14 protein-coding genes are annotated in these 14,429 nt (G+C 67.2%); 8 read left to right on the top strand and 6 right to left on the bottom strand.

The genetic code is table 11. From position 1 onward, the window contains the following. Positions 1–4 precede the first annotated feature (4 nt). A complete protein-coding gene (locus GR303_RS18400; protein ID WP_161723147.1) occupies positions 5–502 on the top strand; it encodes a GNAT family N-acetyltransferase in 498 nt (165 codons plus the stop codon). 498 nt (positions 503–1,000) lie between these two features. Next, a complete protein-coding gene (locus tag GR303_RS18395) occupies positions 1,001–2,002 on the top strand; it encodes a DUF2336 domain-containing protein (protein WP_161723146.1) in 1,002 nt (333 codons plus the stop codon). On the opposite strand, the gene GR303_RS18390 is transcribed toward GR303_RS18395, so the two are convergent. Then, positions 1,999–2,340 carry a DUF1491 family protein gene (locus tag GR303_RS18390; protein WP_161723145.1) on the bottom strand — a complete coding sequence of 114 codons (342 nt, stop codon included), beginning with the start codon at positions 2,338–2,340 and terminating at the stop codon, positions 1,999–2,001. The two genes, GR303_RS18395 and GR303_RS18390, sit on opposite strands and share 4 nt — an antisense overlap. Next, positions 2,340–3,179, bottom strand: a complete 840-nt coding sequence (locus GR303_RS25335) for a peptidoglycan-binding protein (RefSeq protein ID WP_161723144.1) — start codon at positions 3,177–3,179, stop codon at positions 2,340–2,342. The genes GR303_RS18390 and GR303_RS25335 overlap by 1 nt, the downstream gene beginning before the upstream one ends. A gap of 357 nt (positions 3,180–3,536) precedes the next feature. Between GR303_RS25335 and GR303_RS18380 the strand changes: the two genes are divergently transcribed. After that, a complete protein-coding gene (locus tag GR303_RS18380; RefSeq protein WP_161723143.1) occupies positions 3,537–3,851 on the top strand; it encodes a hypothetical protein in 315 nt (104 codons plus the stop codon). Between the two features lie 41 nt (positions 3,852–3,892). Continuing rightward, positions 3,893–4,348 carry a SufE family protein gene (locus tag GR303_RS18375; RefSeq protein WP_246205589.1) on the top strand — a complete coding sequence of 152 codons (456 nt, stop codon included), beginning with the start codon at positions 3,893–3,895 and terminating at the stop codon, positions 4,346–4,348. Between the two features lie 123 nt (positions 4,349–4,471). Here GR303_RS18375 and GR303_RS18370 read toward each other — a convergent pair whose 3' ends face one another. Beyond that, the gene (locus tag GR303_RS18370) at positions 4,472–5,437 is read right to left on the bottom strand and encodes a DUF6456 domain-containing protein (RefSeq protein ID WP_343038441.1); all 966 of its coding nucleotides are present in this window, start codon (positions 5,435–5,437) and stop codon (positions 4,472–4,474) included. 185 nt (positions 5,438–5,622) lie between these two features. Then, positions 5,623–6,057, bottom strand: a complete 435-nt coding sequence (locus GR303_RS18365; protein ID WP_161723142.1) for a rhodanese-like domain-containing protein — start codon at positions 6,055–6,057, stop codon at positions 5,623–5,625. A gap of 88 nt (positions 6,058–6,145) precedes the next feature. On the opposite strand from GR303_RS18365, the gene ftrA reads away from it, so the two are divergent. Further along, the gene (ftrA, locus tag GR303_RS18360) at positions 6,146–7,135 is read left to right on the top strand and encodes a transcriptional regulator FtrA (protein ID WP_161723141.1); all 990 of its coding nucleotides are present in this window, start codon (positions 6,146–6,148) and stop codon (positions 7,133–7,135) included. A gap of 139 nt (positions 7,136–7,274) precedes the next feature. Here the strand turns inward: ftrA and GR303_RS18355 are convergent, their stop codons facing one another. Next, positions 7,275–7,709 (bottom strand): Ros/MucR family transcriptional regulator, encoded by a 435-nt coding sequence (locus GR303_RS18355; protein WP_201752132.1) that lies wholly within the window; start codon positions 7,707–7,709, stop codon positions 7,275–7,277. A 421-nt stretch (positions 7,710–8,130) separates the two neighbouring features. Here GR303_RS18355 and GR303_RS18350 point away from each other — a divergent pair, with 421 nt between their 5' ends. The 3 genes from GR303_RS18350 to GR303_RS18340 all read left to right on the top strand — a co-directional run bounded on the left by GR303_RS18350 (position 8,131) and on the right by GR303_RS18340 (position 13,286). Further along, positions 8,131–10,242, top strand: a complete 2,112-nt coding sequence (locus GR303_RS18350) for a S9 family peptidase (protein WP_161723140.1) — start codon at positions 8,131–8,133, stop codon at positions 10,240–10,242. Between the two features lie 99 nt (positions 10,243–10,341). Further along, on the top strand, positions 10,342–12,726 hold the full coding sequence (locus GR303_RS18345; protein ID WP_161723139.1) for a PAS domain-containing protein: 2,385 nt from the start codon (positions 10,342–10,344) through the stop codon (positions 12,724–12,726). Then, positions 12,723–13,286: a hydrolase gene (locus GR303_RS18340; RefSeq protein WP_246205587.1), complete on the top strand. Its 564-nt coding sequence runs from the start codon at positions 12,723–12,725 to the stop codon at positions 13,284–13,286. The genes GR303_RS18345 and GR303_RS18340 overlap by 4 nt, the downstream gene beginning before the upstream one ends. On the opposite strand, the gene GR303_RS18335 is transcribed toward GR303_RS18340, so the two are convergent. Next, on the bottom strand, positions 13,279–14,250 hold the full coding sequence (locus GR303_RS18335; protein WP_161723138.1) for a hypothetical protein: 972 nt from the start codon (positions 14,248–14,250) through the stop codon (positions 13,279–13,281). The genes GR303_RS18340 and GR303_RS18335 overlap by 8 nt on opposite strands. Positions 14,251–14,429 lie beyond the last annotated feature (179 nt).

Genomic DNA, 14,429 nt, shown 5'->3' with positions numbered 1-14,429 from the left:
GAGCATGCCCTGGCGCCCCATGACGCCGGAGGACCTGCCTCGGGTGCAGGCTCTCGCGGACGCGATCCATGTGAACCACCCGGAGGACGCGGAGGTTCTGGCCGAGCGCCTGCGCCTCTATCCGCAGGGTTGCCTCATGCTGGTCGAGGACGGGCACGCCACCGGCTACGCGCTCACCCATCCCTGGCGCTCCGGGGAGCCGCCGCCCCTGAACAGGCTCCTGAGGGAAATCCCGTCCGCACCGACGACCTACTACATCCACGACGTCGCCCTGCTGCCGGAGGCGCGGGGCAAAGGTCATGCGCTCGCGGCAGCCGACAGGATGACCGCGCATGCACGCCGCGAGGGCTTTCGCGAGGTGTCGCTCGTTGCCGTCAACGGGTCGCAGGCGTTCTGGGAGAAGGCGGGTTTTCGCGTGCTCACCGTGCCCGGCCTGGAGGCGAAGCTCTCGAGCTATGGGCCGGATGCGGTGCTGATGGTGCGCGACCTGTCGCGCTCCTGATCGGCGCCCAACGGCGCCAGGCGTCATGAAAAAGGGATCGATTTAAGACCGGCGGCGGCCGGGACGGTTGGAAGCGAGGGGACGGGACGGTCCTGGATTGGGAGAAGGCCGTTCATACCGGACGCCCGTGAAGAGCAGAATCTCGCCCCTGGGTTCGTCGGCGGAGAGATGCGGTCGCGGCGGTCGCTCGCTGCTCTCCGGAAATGCGATCACCACCCCCGGTGATCTGGTCCACATGTCCTGCATTGTGCCCTCCCTCTCGCGCCTCTTCTGCTGCCTCGAAGACTGAACTCACAAAAAACGGACCTATGGTTAACGGTTGGTTTCCAGGCCTTGGCACCTCACCGAAAAAGGCTAGGCCTGACATGAAAACAACAGTCACGGCCGCGCTTATGTTCCTTTGAGTAAAGGACCAATGGCGCAAGGGTTCAAGACCGTTAAAGAGGCGCTAACGGTCGCGGCCTAGCCTGCCGGACGTTGCGTTGAAGCGAGTTGCGTATGGCGTCCTCTGCGAATCCGGATCCCTGGTCCGGCCTGTCGGGCTTCGGCTCCTCCGAAGGGGCTACCTCCGATGCTCGCGCCGCTCTCCTAAGGATCAACGCGGAAATGTTCGTCGCCGCCCCCGCGCGCGACCGGGAGAGCATCGAAACGTTCGAGGCCCTGGTTCTGGGCTTCCTCCCGCGCGCTGATTCGGCCACCCTCGCCGAGCTCGCCCGCATCCTCGCGCCCTGCGAGGACACCCCGGCCTCCATTCGCGACCACCTCGCACGGCATTCTCCGACCGTCGGTGCTGCATCCTGCCCCGGGGGATGGAGGCATGAGCTCGCAACCGCGGAGGGGCGCCTGCGGCTTGCGCGCCGATCGGGCATTGCTGCGCCGGCCGCCGACAGGCTGCTCGTTCTGGGCGAAGAGCCCGTCGAGGACGCGCTGGCCGGCAACCCGGACCTGCCGCCGGGCTGCGCGCCCTTTGCCACGCTCCTGCAACGCGCCCGGCACCGCCCGGCCCTCGCCGGCATCCTCCTCGCGCGCCCGGATCTCGGCACGATGGACGAGGCCGCGCTCTATCTGGCCGCCGACCGGGCGCGCCGCCACGCGATCCGGGAGCGGGTTGCGGCGCACCTTGCGCGCCGGCGCGTGAGCCTCGCCTGCCGCCTGTCGCAGGATGACGTGGCGGATCTTCTCGCCGCGAGCCGCAAGGGCGACGACGGGCGCTTCGAAGCCCTGCTCACCGCCGCCCTCGGCTTTCCTGCGACGACCGAGTGGCGGCTGCTCAGGATCGGGCGTCACCGCCTCCTGGCGCTCGCCCTGAAGGCGCTGGGCGTCTCCCGGCGGGATGGGGGGCGGATCCTTCTTACCCTGCACCCCGCCCTCTCCCATCCGCTCTCGGCGCTCAAGGAGCTGCTGCGGGAGATGCGCGACGTTCCGGAGCCGGTGGCGCTCAGCCTCGTGGAGGCCATTCTCGGGGTGCGCGCCTTGTCCGGGGAAGGCGGGGCGCACTAGCCCTCGGGGGCAAGATCGAGCAGGTGGCGCCCTGCCCGGTCGTCCACTTCCACGAGCCAGAGATCGGGATCGAAGCGCAGCTCGCGCCTCATGCGCTCCTCCACGTCCAGGGGCGTCACGCCCTGCAGGATCGGAGCGAACAGGCGGTCGGTGCTCCCGTCGAGGAAGAGCTGCGGCGCGGGCCCGTAGAGGCTCGCCGTGCCGTCGAGCCGATCGACCTTCACGAAGATGGCTCCCGCCTCGGCCGCGCCGCGCTTGCGCAGGGCGGCGTCCATTCCCTCCACCGAGCAGCGGCGGAGATAAGCCGAGACCCAGAAATCGGAGCGCAGCCTGGCCACTACTGAACCGCGATGCCCGAGGCGGCGGAAAGCTCGCGCACGGTGCGCGCGTTGAGCTCGCCCGTCACCGGCAGGCGCCGGTCCTGCTCGAAGCGCTCGATGGCCTGCCGGGTTCCGGCCCCCATGACGCCGTCGACCTTCACGCTGTAGCCGAGCCGCGCCAGGGCGCGCTGACCCGCCAGCACGAGATCGCCGGGATCGGAGCGCCCCACATTCGCGGGCGGCACCGGCACCGGACCGCCCATGCGGATCATCTCCGCGATGGGATCGCGCGTCGTGGCCGTCCGCACGGCCGGCGCGGGTGCGGGCGCCGCCGGGGCTGCGGGCTGCGGGCTTCGGGCGGCAGGCGGGGTGGCCGGAACGGGCTGGCCGCCGTTGCGGATCATCTCGGCGATGGGGCTGCGGGCAGGAGCCTTGGGCGTCGAGACGGCCGGCCCGGCCTCCGGCGCCTGGGCGACGGACTCGGCCGGCGATGCGGGGGGCAGGTCTTCGGCAGGCGGTGCTCCCGGACGCGTCGGCGGGAGGGGTCGGGAGGCGCTGGCCTGGGGCGGCTCGGGCGCGAGCAGCACCTCCCGCGCGCCGAAGAGCGGGGCGGGATGGCGGCTGCTCTGCAGCGCCAGCGCATTCCAGGCGATGGCGCCGCCGCAGCCGGTGAGGAGGAGAGCCGCAAGGATCTGGCGCGGGTGGTCGAGAACGAACGATACGGCGCGTTCGCCGGCGCCCGGCCTGGGCTGCGGCTTGGTCGGGCGCTTTTGCGGCGCACGCGCCGGGGCCTTCCGCCTCACCACGGCGGGTAGGTCGAAATCGTCATCGGGCTGGTCGGCAAGCGCGTCACGCACGGGATTGGTTCCGTCTTCGAAGAATGATGTCGTTCTGGACCACGCCGCCCGCAAGGCAAGGCGGCAAGGCACCGGATCCTGTCCTTCCGATCGCGACCTTCCCAGAGGCGGCTTAAACGAAACCTAATTGCTCGGGCCTCCTCCCTCTCGGCGAGTCCCGCAGGGGCGCCAGAAGGCTGCAGCCCCAGGAGACCTAATTCACTTTCAGCTTATCCATCAGAGACTTAGCCCAAGGCGCCCTGCGTAAGACTTCGTTCATCCTGTTTGCATTTTCCGCCCATGCCGCCTACGCGGGGCCGGCCCGGCACGTTATGGTGCTGCATCACCGTTTCGTTTCAGGCATCCAGCGGCCGCCCCATGTTTTCGATCCTGCGTTTCATCCTCATCGTCGGCGTCATCTTCTACTACTCCCCGGTCCGCCAGCAGGGCGAAGGCACGGCGGCGATCGAGTCCCTCTTCACGCCGAAGAAGGGCGAGCCCGCTCCGGCTCCCGCAGCGCCGGCGACGGAGGGATCCGGCCATCTCGAGACGGTCTGGAAGGCGCTGCCCGAGGGCGCCAAGCAGGCGGTGGTCGACAAGATCCTCGCCACTTCCGGCTTCCCCGCCGCCGGTCCGGCGAAACCCGCAGACACCCTGCGCCCCGAGGACCGCGCGTCCAAGCCGCGCACGTAATTTCCGCCCCTCCCGTCGCCAAAAGGCCGCGGGATGGCTATATGACCGGCAGACACCACAGGTTTTCCATGCTGCCGACGATCGACGAGATCATCTCCAATTTCGAACTGCTGGACGAGTGGGAGGAGCGCTACCGCTACCTCATCGAACTCGGCCGGATGATGGAGCCGCTGCCCGACGAGGCGCATACCGACGCCAACAAGGTTCAGGGCTGCGCCAGCCAGGTCTGGCTGACGACCGATCTCGACTCCGCCGGCGGCAGGCCGGTGCTGCATCTTCGCGGCGACAGCGACGCTCATATCGTGCGCGGGCTCGTGGCGCTCCTGATCTCGCTCTACAACGGCAAGACGGCGTCGGAGGCCCTCTCCACCGACGCGCTGGCGCTGTTCAAGGAACTCGGCCTGCAGGAGCATCTGACGCCGCAACGCTCGAACGGCGTCAGATCCATGGTCGAGCGCATCCGCCGCGATGCGCAGATGGCGCTGGCCGCGTCCTGATCCATCTCTCACGTCATCCCCGGCCTTGCGCCGGTGATCCCGATCTGCGTGGCTTATCGCTCCTCCAGTCGAGATGGCCGGGACGGGCCCGGCCATGACGAAGAAGGATCGAGAACTTCGTCCTCACATCCGCCCGCCCTCGATCACCACCGCCTGCCAGGTTCGGATGCCGCGCGAGGCGGCGGGGCCGCGCGCCGCCGCCTCGATGCCGTAATGCTCGGCCAGGCGCCCGAGGGCGAGGCGCACCACGACCTTGGCGGAGCGCGGCGGCCATTGCCGCTCCCGCTCGATCTGCTCAAGCCCCTTCAGGAAGCCGCAGAGATCCAGGAGCAGGTCGCTGAAATCCCCGCCGATGGCGTCGAAGGCATGGCGCAGCCGCTGGCGGGCGGCGATCATGCGCTCCGTGGCCTCGCCCGGAGAGGCCGGACCGCTGCTCCTCGGCATGGCATCCCAGCGCGCGGTGACCCCGGGCAGGAGGCCCGCCAGCATGATGTCGGTGCGAAGCCGCTCGCCTGCCTGGTAGGAAGCCTCGTCGATCATCGGCTCGCCGTTGCGGTCCTTGCGGCGGCGCAGCCAGTCGAGCGGGCTCTCCTCCGCATCGACGCGCACGCGCGACGGCCCCGTCTCCGTCTCGATCTGCGCCACGCCGAGGTCATGATGCTGGTGGAGGAAGGCGAGGTCCCTCTCGGGCGCTGCGAGGCGGCGCAGATGCGCCTCCCCGGCCGTCGTCGGCACAAGGACCCGCCGCCCCGACGAACCCTGCTCCCAGCGGGCGAGATCCTGCCTCACCAGGGCTTCCGCCGTGGCGAGGGCAAACCGCCCCGCCCCGACCGAGACGCCGGCCCGGCGCCTGTGGATGAGCACGCTCGACGAATCCGTGGGATCGATGAAGGCGCGGGTCTCCGGCTGAGCGAGCAGGGCGAGAAGCCGCCGCTCCTCGCGGTCCAGGGAATCGCCTCCCGCAGCGTTCCGATTCCCGGCGCTGCGACGCGCGCCAGGGGCAGCAGGCCTCTTCGCCTTCTCCTTCCGGGCTGAAATCCGAGGGGCGGCAATACTTTGATGAACCGCATCGCCGTCTTCAATGTTCATGTTTTGTTCCTATAAATAAACGAAGGAAGGAGCACCCTTCCACCCTCGATACTGGGGGCATATTCCTAGAAGTCAACGCGATTCAAAACTGTTGATAACACTGAGGATAAGTCCGGATTCGCCGCCAGCGCCCCCACAATGGCCGCAATGGTCCCCCGCCCTTTGCGGCGGGGGAGGATGCCCTGTCAGGCGGCCGAGGAGACCTGCAGCGTTCCGGGCTCCGCGCCTTCCGCGAAGGGGAAGCCCTCGTCGGCCCATCCCGTCATGCCGCCGAGCATCAGCTTCACCGGACGCCCGTGCTGCGCCAGCCGCAGGGCCGCCCGGTCGGCCCCGTTGCAATGGGGTCCCGCGCAATACACCACGAACAGCGTGGCGCCCGGCCAGGCTGCCATGCGCTCGGGGGTGATCTCCCGGTGCGGAAGGTTGAGCGCGCCCGGCACATGGCCGCGCGCATAGGCGTTGGGCCCGCGTACGTCGAGCAGCACGAAATCCGCGGCGCCGCCGAGAAGCGCGTCGTGAACGTCGGCGCAATCCGTCTCGAGCGCGAGGCGGGCTGCGAAATGATCCGCAGCCCGGGACGAGGGCGCGGCGGGAATCGCGGCAACGGAACTGGCTGGCATGAGAACCTCCTTGTGGAAAAGCCGTCGCCAGAATTCCGTGAAGCCGTCATTGTCGAAAGCGGCGCTTTTGCCAACACGCGTAAACATCATGCCAAACCGCCTCGTCGTCGCCCTTGCCTATGACCGCCTCAGCACATTCGAGTTCGGAATCGCGGTCGAGATCTTCGGCCTGCCCCGGCCGGAGATGGGCCCGGACTGGTATCGCTTCGCCGTTTGCGCCGTCGAGCCCGGCCCCCTGCGCGCCACCGGCGGCTTCCGGATCATGGCCGATGGCGGCCTGGAGCTGCTGGAGCAGGCGGACACGATCGTGATCCCCGGCTGGCGCGGAGCCTTCGCCGAGCCGGTCCCGCCGGTTCTCGTGGAGGCTCTCAGGCAGGCCCATGCACGGGGCGCTCGCCTCATGTCCATCTGTTCCGGCGTCTTCGCGCTTGCCGCCACGGGGCTCCTGTCGGGCAGGCGGGCGACGACCCACTGGCATTACGTGGAGCAGCTTTCGCAGGCCTATCCCGACATCAGGGTGGAGCCCGATGTTCTCTACGTGGACGAGGGCCGGCTGCTCACATCCGCCGGCAGCGCGGCGGGGATCGATCTGTGCCTGCATGTGGTGCGGGCGGATTTCGGACCCGAGATCGCCAACCGGCTCGCCCGCCGCCTGGTCGTGCCGCCTCATCGCGAGGGCGGGCAGGCCCAGTTCGTCGAACGCCCCGTTCCGCCCGCCCGGGAAGGCGCTCGCTTCGCGCCCCTGTTCGACCGCATGCGGGCGCGGCTCGCGCAGGAGCAGCCGATCGCCGCGCTCGCGGCTGAAGCCGGCATGAGCACGCGCACGTTCCTCCGCCGCTTCAAGGCGGCGACGGGGCTGCCGCCGGGAGAATGGCTGCTCGCCGAACGCCTGATCCGCGCCCGCGAATTGCTGGAAACCACGCGCCACTCGGTCGAGGACATTGCCGGCGCCACCGGCTTCGGCTCGGCGGCGGCCCTGCGCCACCATTTCAGGACGCGGCTCGGCACCAGCCCGGCCGCCTACAGAAGTCGTTTCGCGCGTGAGCCGCTGACCGGCGCAGGCACGGCACCCTCATGAAAAAAGCCGCCCTGGGGCGGCTGATTTCAAAGATGGACGCCGTGCTCGGAGCCATTTCCACGGGCATGGAATCGGCCCTCGTCTTTGGTGCGCCGCGTCGCTCGACGGCTAAGCGGATCCGCTGCGCCCGAAAAAGGCGTTAGCTGGCTGCGCGCGAGGAGCGGCGCTTCCGGCGCTGCTGGCCGAGGCCCATCTCCTTGGCGAGCTCCGAGCGAGCCTTGGCGTAGTTCGGGGCGACCATCGGATAGTCGACGGGCAGGCCCCACTTCTCGCGGTACTGCTCGGGAGTCATGTTGTACTGCGTGCGCAGGTGGCGCTTCAGCGACTTGAACTTCTTCCCGTCCTCGAGGCAGACGATGTAGTCCGGGGTCACCGACTTCTTCACCGGGATGGCCGGCTTGGGCGCCTCGACCGGAGCTTCCACCGTGCCGCCCCCGACACGCAGAAGAGCCGAATGAACCTCGTTGATCAGGGTCGGCAGATCGGACGAGGGAACCGAGTTGTTGCTGACGTAAGCAGAAACGATGTCTGCGGCCAGTTCAATGTAGTTTGAAGCAGCGATGTTGTCGCTCATTTTGATTATCTTCCTTTCCGGCTCCCAAGACAGCTCAAAGAAAGCATTTCAACCTACATTTGAGCATTCTCGTCTGAGGCAATGCTTGCCTCTTGTGAGAACCGCACCGTACTTGCACAGAAATCGTGCTCGTTCGCTCAAGTATGTCAAATTGAGCCGTATTGCAAGATGTTCACAGGGAAAACTTTGGAAAACTTCGTATCGACTTTCATTATGCAATAATCCGTCATCTAAAAGTTAATGCCTCGCGTCACAGGTTAACGCTTTCATCACGTGAATTTCATCGCTCCACCCAGAAGAAGTAACTAGAATGGCTCCTGTAGAGGACGCTAAGGCATCCCTGAATCGCCTGACGGACCCGCCGTGGGAAATCCGAGTTATCTGTGCATAATCCCTCCCGCCCTTCCCACCGGATGATTTGATGAAGCCCGAGCGCCTCCCCTCCTCGCCCCTGCCGTCGCCTCCGTCCGTTCCGATGCGTTCCCACAGCTTCGAGGTGCACGGGACCCGGGTGCAGGACGAGTTCGCCTGGCTGAAGGCGGAGAACTGGAAGGAGGTCCTGAAGGACCCCTCCGCGCTCGATCCGGAGATCCGCGCCTGCCTCGAGCGGGAGAATGCCTATGCCGCCGCGGCCTTCGCCGGAACGGAGGAGTTCCAGGCGCGGCTCGTGGCCGAGATGCGCGGGCGCATCAAGGAGGACGATGCCACCGTTCCCGAGCCGGACGGGCCCTTCGCCTATTTCACCCGTTATCGAGAGGGCGGCCAGCACCCCCTGGTCTGCCGCCAGCCGCGCGAGGGCGGCTCCGAGGTGATCATGCTCGACGGCGACAGGGAGGCCGATGGTCATCCCTTCTTCGACCTGGGAGGCGTCGACCATTCCCCCGACCACCGGCTGCTGGCCTGGGGGGTCGACATCAAGGGCTCCGAATACTTCACGATCCGGCTGCGCAACCTGGAAACCGGCGAGGACCTTCCCGATGCCGTCCCCCAGACCTCCGGGGGCGCCGTTTGGCTCAACGATTCCTCGGGCTTCTATTACGTGGAGCTCGACGAGAATCACCGCCCGGTGCGGGTCAAGCGCCACCTCCTCGGCACCGGCCCCGAGCAGGATCGGATCGTCTACGAGGAGAAGGATCCCGGGTTCTTCGTGAAGCTCGGCGTCACCCAGTCGGATGCCTTCGTGCTGATCGAGGCGAGCGATCACGAAACCTCCGAGATCTGGCTCATCGACCGCGCGGATGCCTCCGCCGCGCCGCGGGTCGTGGAGCCGCGCACGCCGCAGCTCAAATACGACGTGGAGCACCACGGCGATCATCTCGTGATCCTCACCAACGCGGACGGCGCGGAGGACTTCAAGATCGTGACGGCTCCGGTCTCGTCGCCGGGGCGCGCCCATTGGCGGGACCTGGTGCCCTACCGGCCCGGCACGATGATCCTGTCCCATGTGGCGCTGGCCCGCTATCTCGTCCGCCTCGAGCGGGAGGACGCGAACCCGCGCATCGTGGTGCGCGACTTCGCGACCGGTCGCGAGGAGACCGTCGCCTTCGACGAGGAAGCCTATTCGCTGGGCTTCTCGGCCGGCTACGAGTTCGACACGGACGTGATCCGCTACCATTACTCGTCGATGACCACGCCGAGCGAGACGGTCGACTACAACCTGCGCACCGGGGAGCGCACCCTGCGCAAGCGCCAGGAGGTGCCGAGCGGCCACAACCCGGCCGATTACGTCATCCGCCGCCTGTTCGCCACGGCCCCCGACGGGGAGCAGGTTCCGATCTCCCTCGTCCACCGGCGCGAGGTCGCCCTCGACGGTTCCGCCCCCTGCCTGCTCTACGGCTACGGCTCCTACGGCATCTCCATGCCGGCGAGCTTTCGCACGGGCATCCTCTCCCTCGTCGACCGGGGCTTCGTCTATGCCATCGCCCATATCCGCGGCGGCACGGAGAAGGGCTGGCGCTGGTACATGGACGGAAAGCGCGAGAGGAAGACCAACACCTTCACCGATTTCATCGCCTGCGGCGAGGCGCTGATCGAGGCCCGCTACACCTCCCGCGGCCGCATCGTGGCCCATGGCGGCAGCGCCGGCGGCATGCTCATGGGAGCGGTGGCCAACATGGCGCCGGACCTCTTCGCAGGGATCATTGCCGAGGTGCCCTTCGTCGACGTGCTCAACACCATGCTCGACAGCGAATTGCCCCTCACCCCGCCGGAATGGCCGGAATGGGGCAACCCGGCCGCGGACGAGGCCGCCTTCCGCACCATCCTGTCCTATTCGCCCTATGACAACGTGAGGCCGCAGCGCTACCCGGCGATCCTCGCGCTGGCCGGCCTCACGGACCCGCGCGTCACCTATTGGGAGCCCGCCAAATGGGTGGCGAGGCTGCGGGCCACGATGACAGGCGGAGGCCCGATCCTGTTCAGGCTCAACATGGAGGCGGGACATGCGGGCGCCGCCGGCCGCTTCGACCGCCTCGAGGAAGTCGCCCTGGCCTACACCTTTGCGCTGAAGTGCAGCGGGGGATTCCAGAGCTGATATGAAGCCCTATGATCCATTATAACGGGAAATCACATATTGGATAAGCGGCAGAGCAGGCGCGAAGGCGCAGCCAAGGCTGTCCGAGAGTACGCGTCTATGACCGAGCACGGCAACTCAGGGAAACCGGAGAACGCCGCCCGCGATCGGGCGGCCGACAAGCAGCGCATTGCCGAACTGGAGGAACTCCTTCGCGAGAAGGAAAAGGCGCTCCGGATCGCCAATGGCAAGCTGCAGATGGCGTTGGAGATGGGCAAGCTCAGCGCCTGGGAGCGTGACCATGCAACGGACAGGATGACCGGCACAGCGACGTTCATGGAAATGCTCGGCCTGCCGTCCGATACGGAATTGACCTTCAAGGAGATGGAGCAGTTGTTCCACCCTGCCGACGTGGAACGGGTCAGGCAGGCCATCGTCTTCGGCGAAAAGACGAATACACAGTTCAACATCGATCACCGGATCATCAGGCCCGACGGGCGCCTGACGCGAATTCAGGTCAAGGGCGGCGTCGTCTACGAAGACGGGAAGCCCGTCGGCCATTTCGGCGTCGTGCAGGACATCACCGAACGCGAGAAGATCAAGGAAGAGATACAGCGCGCCCAGCACCGGCAGAAATTCCTGCTGGAGCTCAACGATCAGCTGCGCAGCTTCGACGATCCCGACGAGATCATGGAGGCCACCGCCCGCAGCCTCGGCCAGTTCCTCAAGGTGGATTGCGCCGGCTATGGCGAGGTGAACGAAGCGCGCGGTCTCATCCTGGTGGAACGGGAATGGTCCAGAGGCGCCATCAGCAACGAAGGCCGTGCCTACCGCCTCTACGACTTCCTGCCCACCATGATGGCGGAGCTCAAGAAGGGGAACCCGATCTTCGTCGAGGACATCAGGAACGATCCGCGCGCCGACAACCCCCAGGTCCAGGCCGCCTACAGCACCATCAACGCACGTTCGGCCCTCGCCGTGCCCCTGCTCAAGGACCAGAAGCTCACCGCCATTCTCTACATGCACTCGGCCGAGCCCCGCGCCTGGTCGGCGGATGACCTGACCCTGGCGGAGGACGTGGCGGAGCGCACCTGGACGGCAGTGGAGAAGGCGCGGGCGGAGATCGGGCTGCGCGAGACCGATGCCCGGTTCCGCCTGATCGCCGAGTCCCTGCCGGCCCTCGTCTGGATCCTGAACCCGAAAACCGAACTGATCTACACGAACGAGCGCTGGGTGAAGTATTCCGGTCTTCCGCCGGAGGAGGCGCTGGGCCACAGCTGGATGAGCGCCATCCATCCTGACGACATGGCTCGGATGCATCAGGAACTGGTGCCGGTCGTCACCCACCATACCCCTTATATGACAGAGGCGCGCTACCGGTCGCATGAGGGCGTGTATCGCTGGCACCTGATTCAGGGAGCGCCCATCCACACGCCATCGGGGGAGTTCAAGGGATGGGTCGGCACCAGCGTCGACATCCACGATCTCAAGGAAACGGAAGAAGCCCTGCGCCGCAGCGAGGAGCAGCTGCGCCTTGCTCTGCAGGCGGCGAAGATGGGCAATTGGCGCTGGGACTCGGCCTCGAACCTGATCACCCAATCCGACCAGGCGGCCGAAATCCTCGGAGTTCCTCCGGGAACCAAGATCTCGCCGGACGAGATCAAGAGTCGGGTTCATCCGGCCGATCTGGCCCGCATGACCGAGGCCAGAAAGCTCGCCATGGAATCTGGCCTTCCCTACAGCGTCCAGTATCGGATCCGGCGCTTCAGCGACAATGCCATGATCTGGGTGGCCTCGCAGGGGCAGAGCACCAGGTCCGAGGACGGCACGATCGTGTCCACCGGAATCCTGCAGGACATCACGGAGAGCAAGCAGGCCGAGGAACGCCAGCAGCTTCTCATCCGGGAGCTGCATCACCGGGTGAAGAACACGCTGGCCAATGTGCAGGCCATCGTCGGCTCCACGGCGCGCACCGCCTCCAGCATCGACGAGTTCTACCAGGGCTTCGTCGGCCGCATCGTCTCCCTGGCCCGTACCCACAACCTGCTCACCGAGGACCTCTGGCAGAAGGCTTCGCTCGAGGATCTCGTCGAGACCGAGCTCGGCCCCTATGCCGACGAGGCGAGAAACCGGGTTCTCATCGAGGGCTCGCATGTGGAGCTGCCCTCGGAGGCGGCGGTGCCCGTGGGCATGGCCATCCACGAGCTCACCACCAACGCAGCCAAGCACGGGGCGCTGTCCACCTTCGGCGGCCAGGTGGAGGTGCGCTGGCGGGTGGACCAGGAGGAAGGTCAGCGCCCGCGGCTTCACTTCACCTGGACCGAGCATGGCGGCCCGAGGGTGCATGCGCCCACCCGCCAAGGCTTCGGCTCGCGCCTGCTGCAGCGGGTGCTGGCCACGCAGCTGCAGGCGGAAGTGAAGATGGACTTCCATGAGGAGGGCCTGCGCTTTGCCATGACCATGCCCATTCCGGGCGACCCGCCCCTCTTCAATCCGGATCGATGAACGCCATGCTGCTCGACGCGAAACGCTCCCACCTCGTGGTGGTCGACCTTCAGGCCCGCCTCATGCCCGCCATTGCCGAAGGCGAGAGCGTCATCCGTCAGACGAAGCTCCTGCTCGCGGCTGCGAGCAGGCTCGGCATCCCCGTCACCGTGACGGAGCAATACCCGAAGGGCCTGGGCACGACGGTGCCGCCGATCCAGGAAGCCCTGCCCGCCCATGCGGTGACGCTGCCGAAGACCGCGTTCTCGGCCGCCCGCGATCCGGCCATCGCCGAGCGCATGGCGGCGCTGCGCGGCAGCGGGCGGGATCAGGTCGTGGTCTGCGGAACCGAGGCGCATATCTGCGTTCTGCAGAGCGCCCTCGAATTCAGGAATGCCGGCTTCACCGTGTTCGTGGTGGCGGATGCGGTGTCGAGCCGCTCGCCGCACAGCGTCAGCGCCGCCTGCGCGCGGCTGCTCCATGCCGGGTGCCATTGGATGACGACGGAAATGGCGGTCTTCGAGTGGATGGGCGAGGCGGCCACCGACGACTTCCGCGCGCTCGCCCCGCTGTTCAAATAGAGGCCGAAGCGTTCCCCTCGCCGCCGGCGGCGATGAACTCCTTGAGCTCGTCCAGGGACCGGAAGCGGAACACGCCGCTCGGGGTCTGCGCCTCGATCGAGCCGTCCGAGAACATCACGTAGGTGTTGTCGCCGGAATTGTAGGTGCCAATGATCGTGGCCCCCTGCCCCTCCCGGGGCTCGGTCTCCTCAAGGGCGGGCTCCTCCCGCTCGGAATCCCCGCCCTCGTCGGCGGCAAGGGGCTCCGGCTGGGGCGTTGGATCGTCTGTGGGGGTCTCCTCATCGAGGGGCTCGAGGCGGTGATCCCGCTCGTCGAGGAGTTCCTGCTCCCCTCCGTGCTCCTCGTCCTCCCGCTCCGGGAGGTCGAGGACGGGCTCGACCGCGCGGGGCTCCTCGTCGAGGTCCTCACGACGGTCGGCGAGGAGAAAATCCGGCACCTTCATCTCCGGCTCGTCCTCCTCGCGGGAGTGAACGGCAACCGGGCTCGTGCGCGGCGGGAACGGCACGATCGAGGTATCGGCCATGACGCCTTCTTCCGCCGGCCACTCGGCCGCTGTGACCTTGGTCTCCTCCGGCTCGCCGCGCGGCTCGTCCTCGAACAGGGGGAGGGTCGGCTGGGCCTCGTCGGAGCCCTGGGGCTCGACGTCGTCGGACGCCATCGAGCCGGCAGCGACGGCACCGGCCGCAGCGCCGAGGGCCGGGGCCGCGATGGACGGGGCATGAGCCTCGGGCAGGCCGGTCTCGGGGAAGCCGTCCTGGAGCTGCATGAGTCGGCGCTCGATCCTGGCGAGCCTGGAGACCGCGGCGGCAATCCCGAGCAGCAGCGCGCCGCTGGCGGCCAGGACGCTGCCTGCGATCACCATCGTCCAGCCGCGCTCGACCAGAACGATATCCCATCCAAAGTAGGCAAGCAGCGATCCGCCAACGATCATCGCGAGTGCGAGAGCCTGAAGAGCGATGATCATGCTGTCTCCATCATACGCAAACTGGCACCTTTCCCGGCAAAGCTATGCTTGTATAGGCAAAAGACAACCGGGTGGGAAGCTTGAGCAGAAAAAAGTCCGGAGCTTGGCCGTTGCTCTTAGGCGATGGGCGCTTTAACTAACGCTCAAGCGCATCGGGCGATGCGCAATCACGAGAGGGC

This window comes from Microvirga arsenatis, assembly GCF_009910705.1.
Taxonomy (GTDB): Bacteria; Pseudomonadota; Alphaproteobacteria; order Rhizobiales; family Beijerinckiaceae; genus Microvirga; species Microvirga arsenatis.
Note: the sequence above shows the minus strand (reverse complement) of the source record. Positions and strands in the feature narration are given on the sequence as shown.

Bases quoted from the DNA above. Each gene is read 5' to 3' on its own strand.
- GR303_RS18395 (WP_161723146.1), top strand. From the start codon at position 1,001: ATGGCGTCCTCTGCGAATCCGGATCCCTGGTCCGGCCTGTCGGGCTTC.
- ftrA (WP_161723141.1), top strand. From the start codon at position 6,146: ATGCCAAACCGCCTCGTCGTCGCCCTTGCCTATGACCGCCTCAGCACA.
- GR303_RS18375 (WP_246205589.1), top strand. From the start codon at position 3,893: ATGACCGGCAGACACCACAGGTTTTCCATGCTGCCGACGATCGACGAG.
- GR303_RS18345 (WP_161723139.1), top strand. From the start codon at position 10,342: ATGACCGAGCACGGCAACTCAGGGAAACCGGAGAACGCCGCCCGCGAT.
- GR303_RS18335 (WP_161723138.1), bottom strand. From the start codon at position 14,250: ATGATCATCGCTCTTCAGGCTCTCGCACTCGCGATGATCGTTGGCGGA.
- GR303_RS18400 (WP_161723147.1), top strand. From the start codon at position 5: ATGCCCTGGCGCCCCATGACGCCGGAGGACCTGCCTCGGGTGCAGGCT.
- GR303_RS18365 (WP_161723142.1), bottom strand. From the start codon at position 6,057: ATGCCAGCCAGTTCCGTTGCCGCGATTCCCGCCGCGCCCTCGTCCCGG.
- GR303_RS18380 (WP_161723143.1), top strand. From the start codon at position 3,537: ATGTTTTCGATCCTGCGTTTCATCCTCATCGTCGGCGTCATCTTCTAC.
- GR303_RS18355 (WP_201752132.1), bottom strand. From the start codon at position 7,709: ATGAGCGACAACATCGCTGCTTCAAACTACATTGAACTGGCCGCAGAC.
- GR303_RS18370 (WP_343038441.1), bottom strand. From the start codon at position 5,437: ATGAACATTGAAGACGGCGATGCGGTTCATCAAAGTATTGCCGCCCCT.
- GR303_RS18350 (WP_161723140.1), top strand. From the start codon at position 8,131: ATGAAGCCCGAGCGCCTCCCCTCCTCGCCCCTGCCGTCGCCTCCGTCC.
- GR303_RS18340 (WP_246205587.1), top strand. From the start codon at position 12,723: ATGAACGCCATGCTGCTCGACGCGAAACGCTCCCACCTCGTGGTGGTC.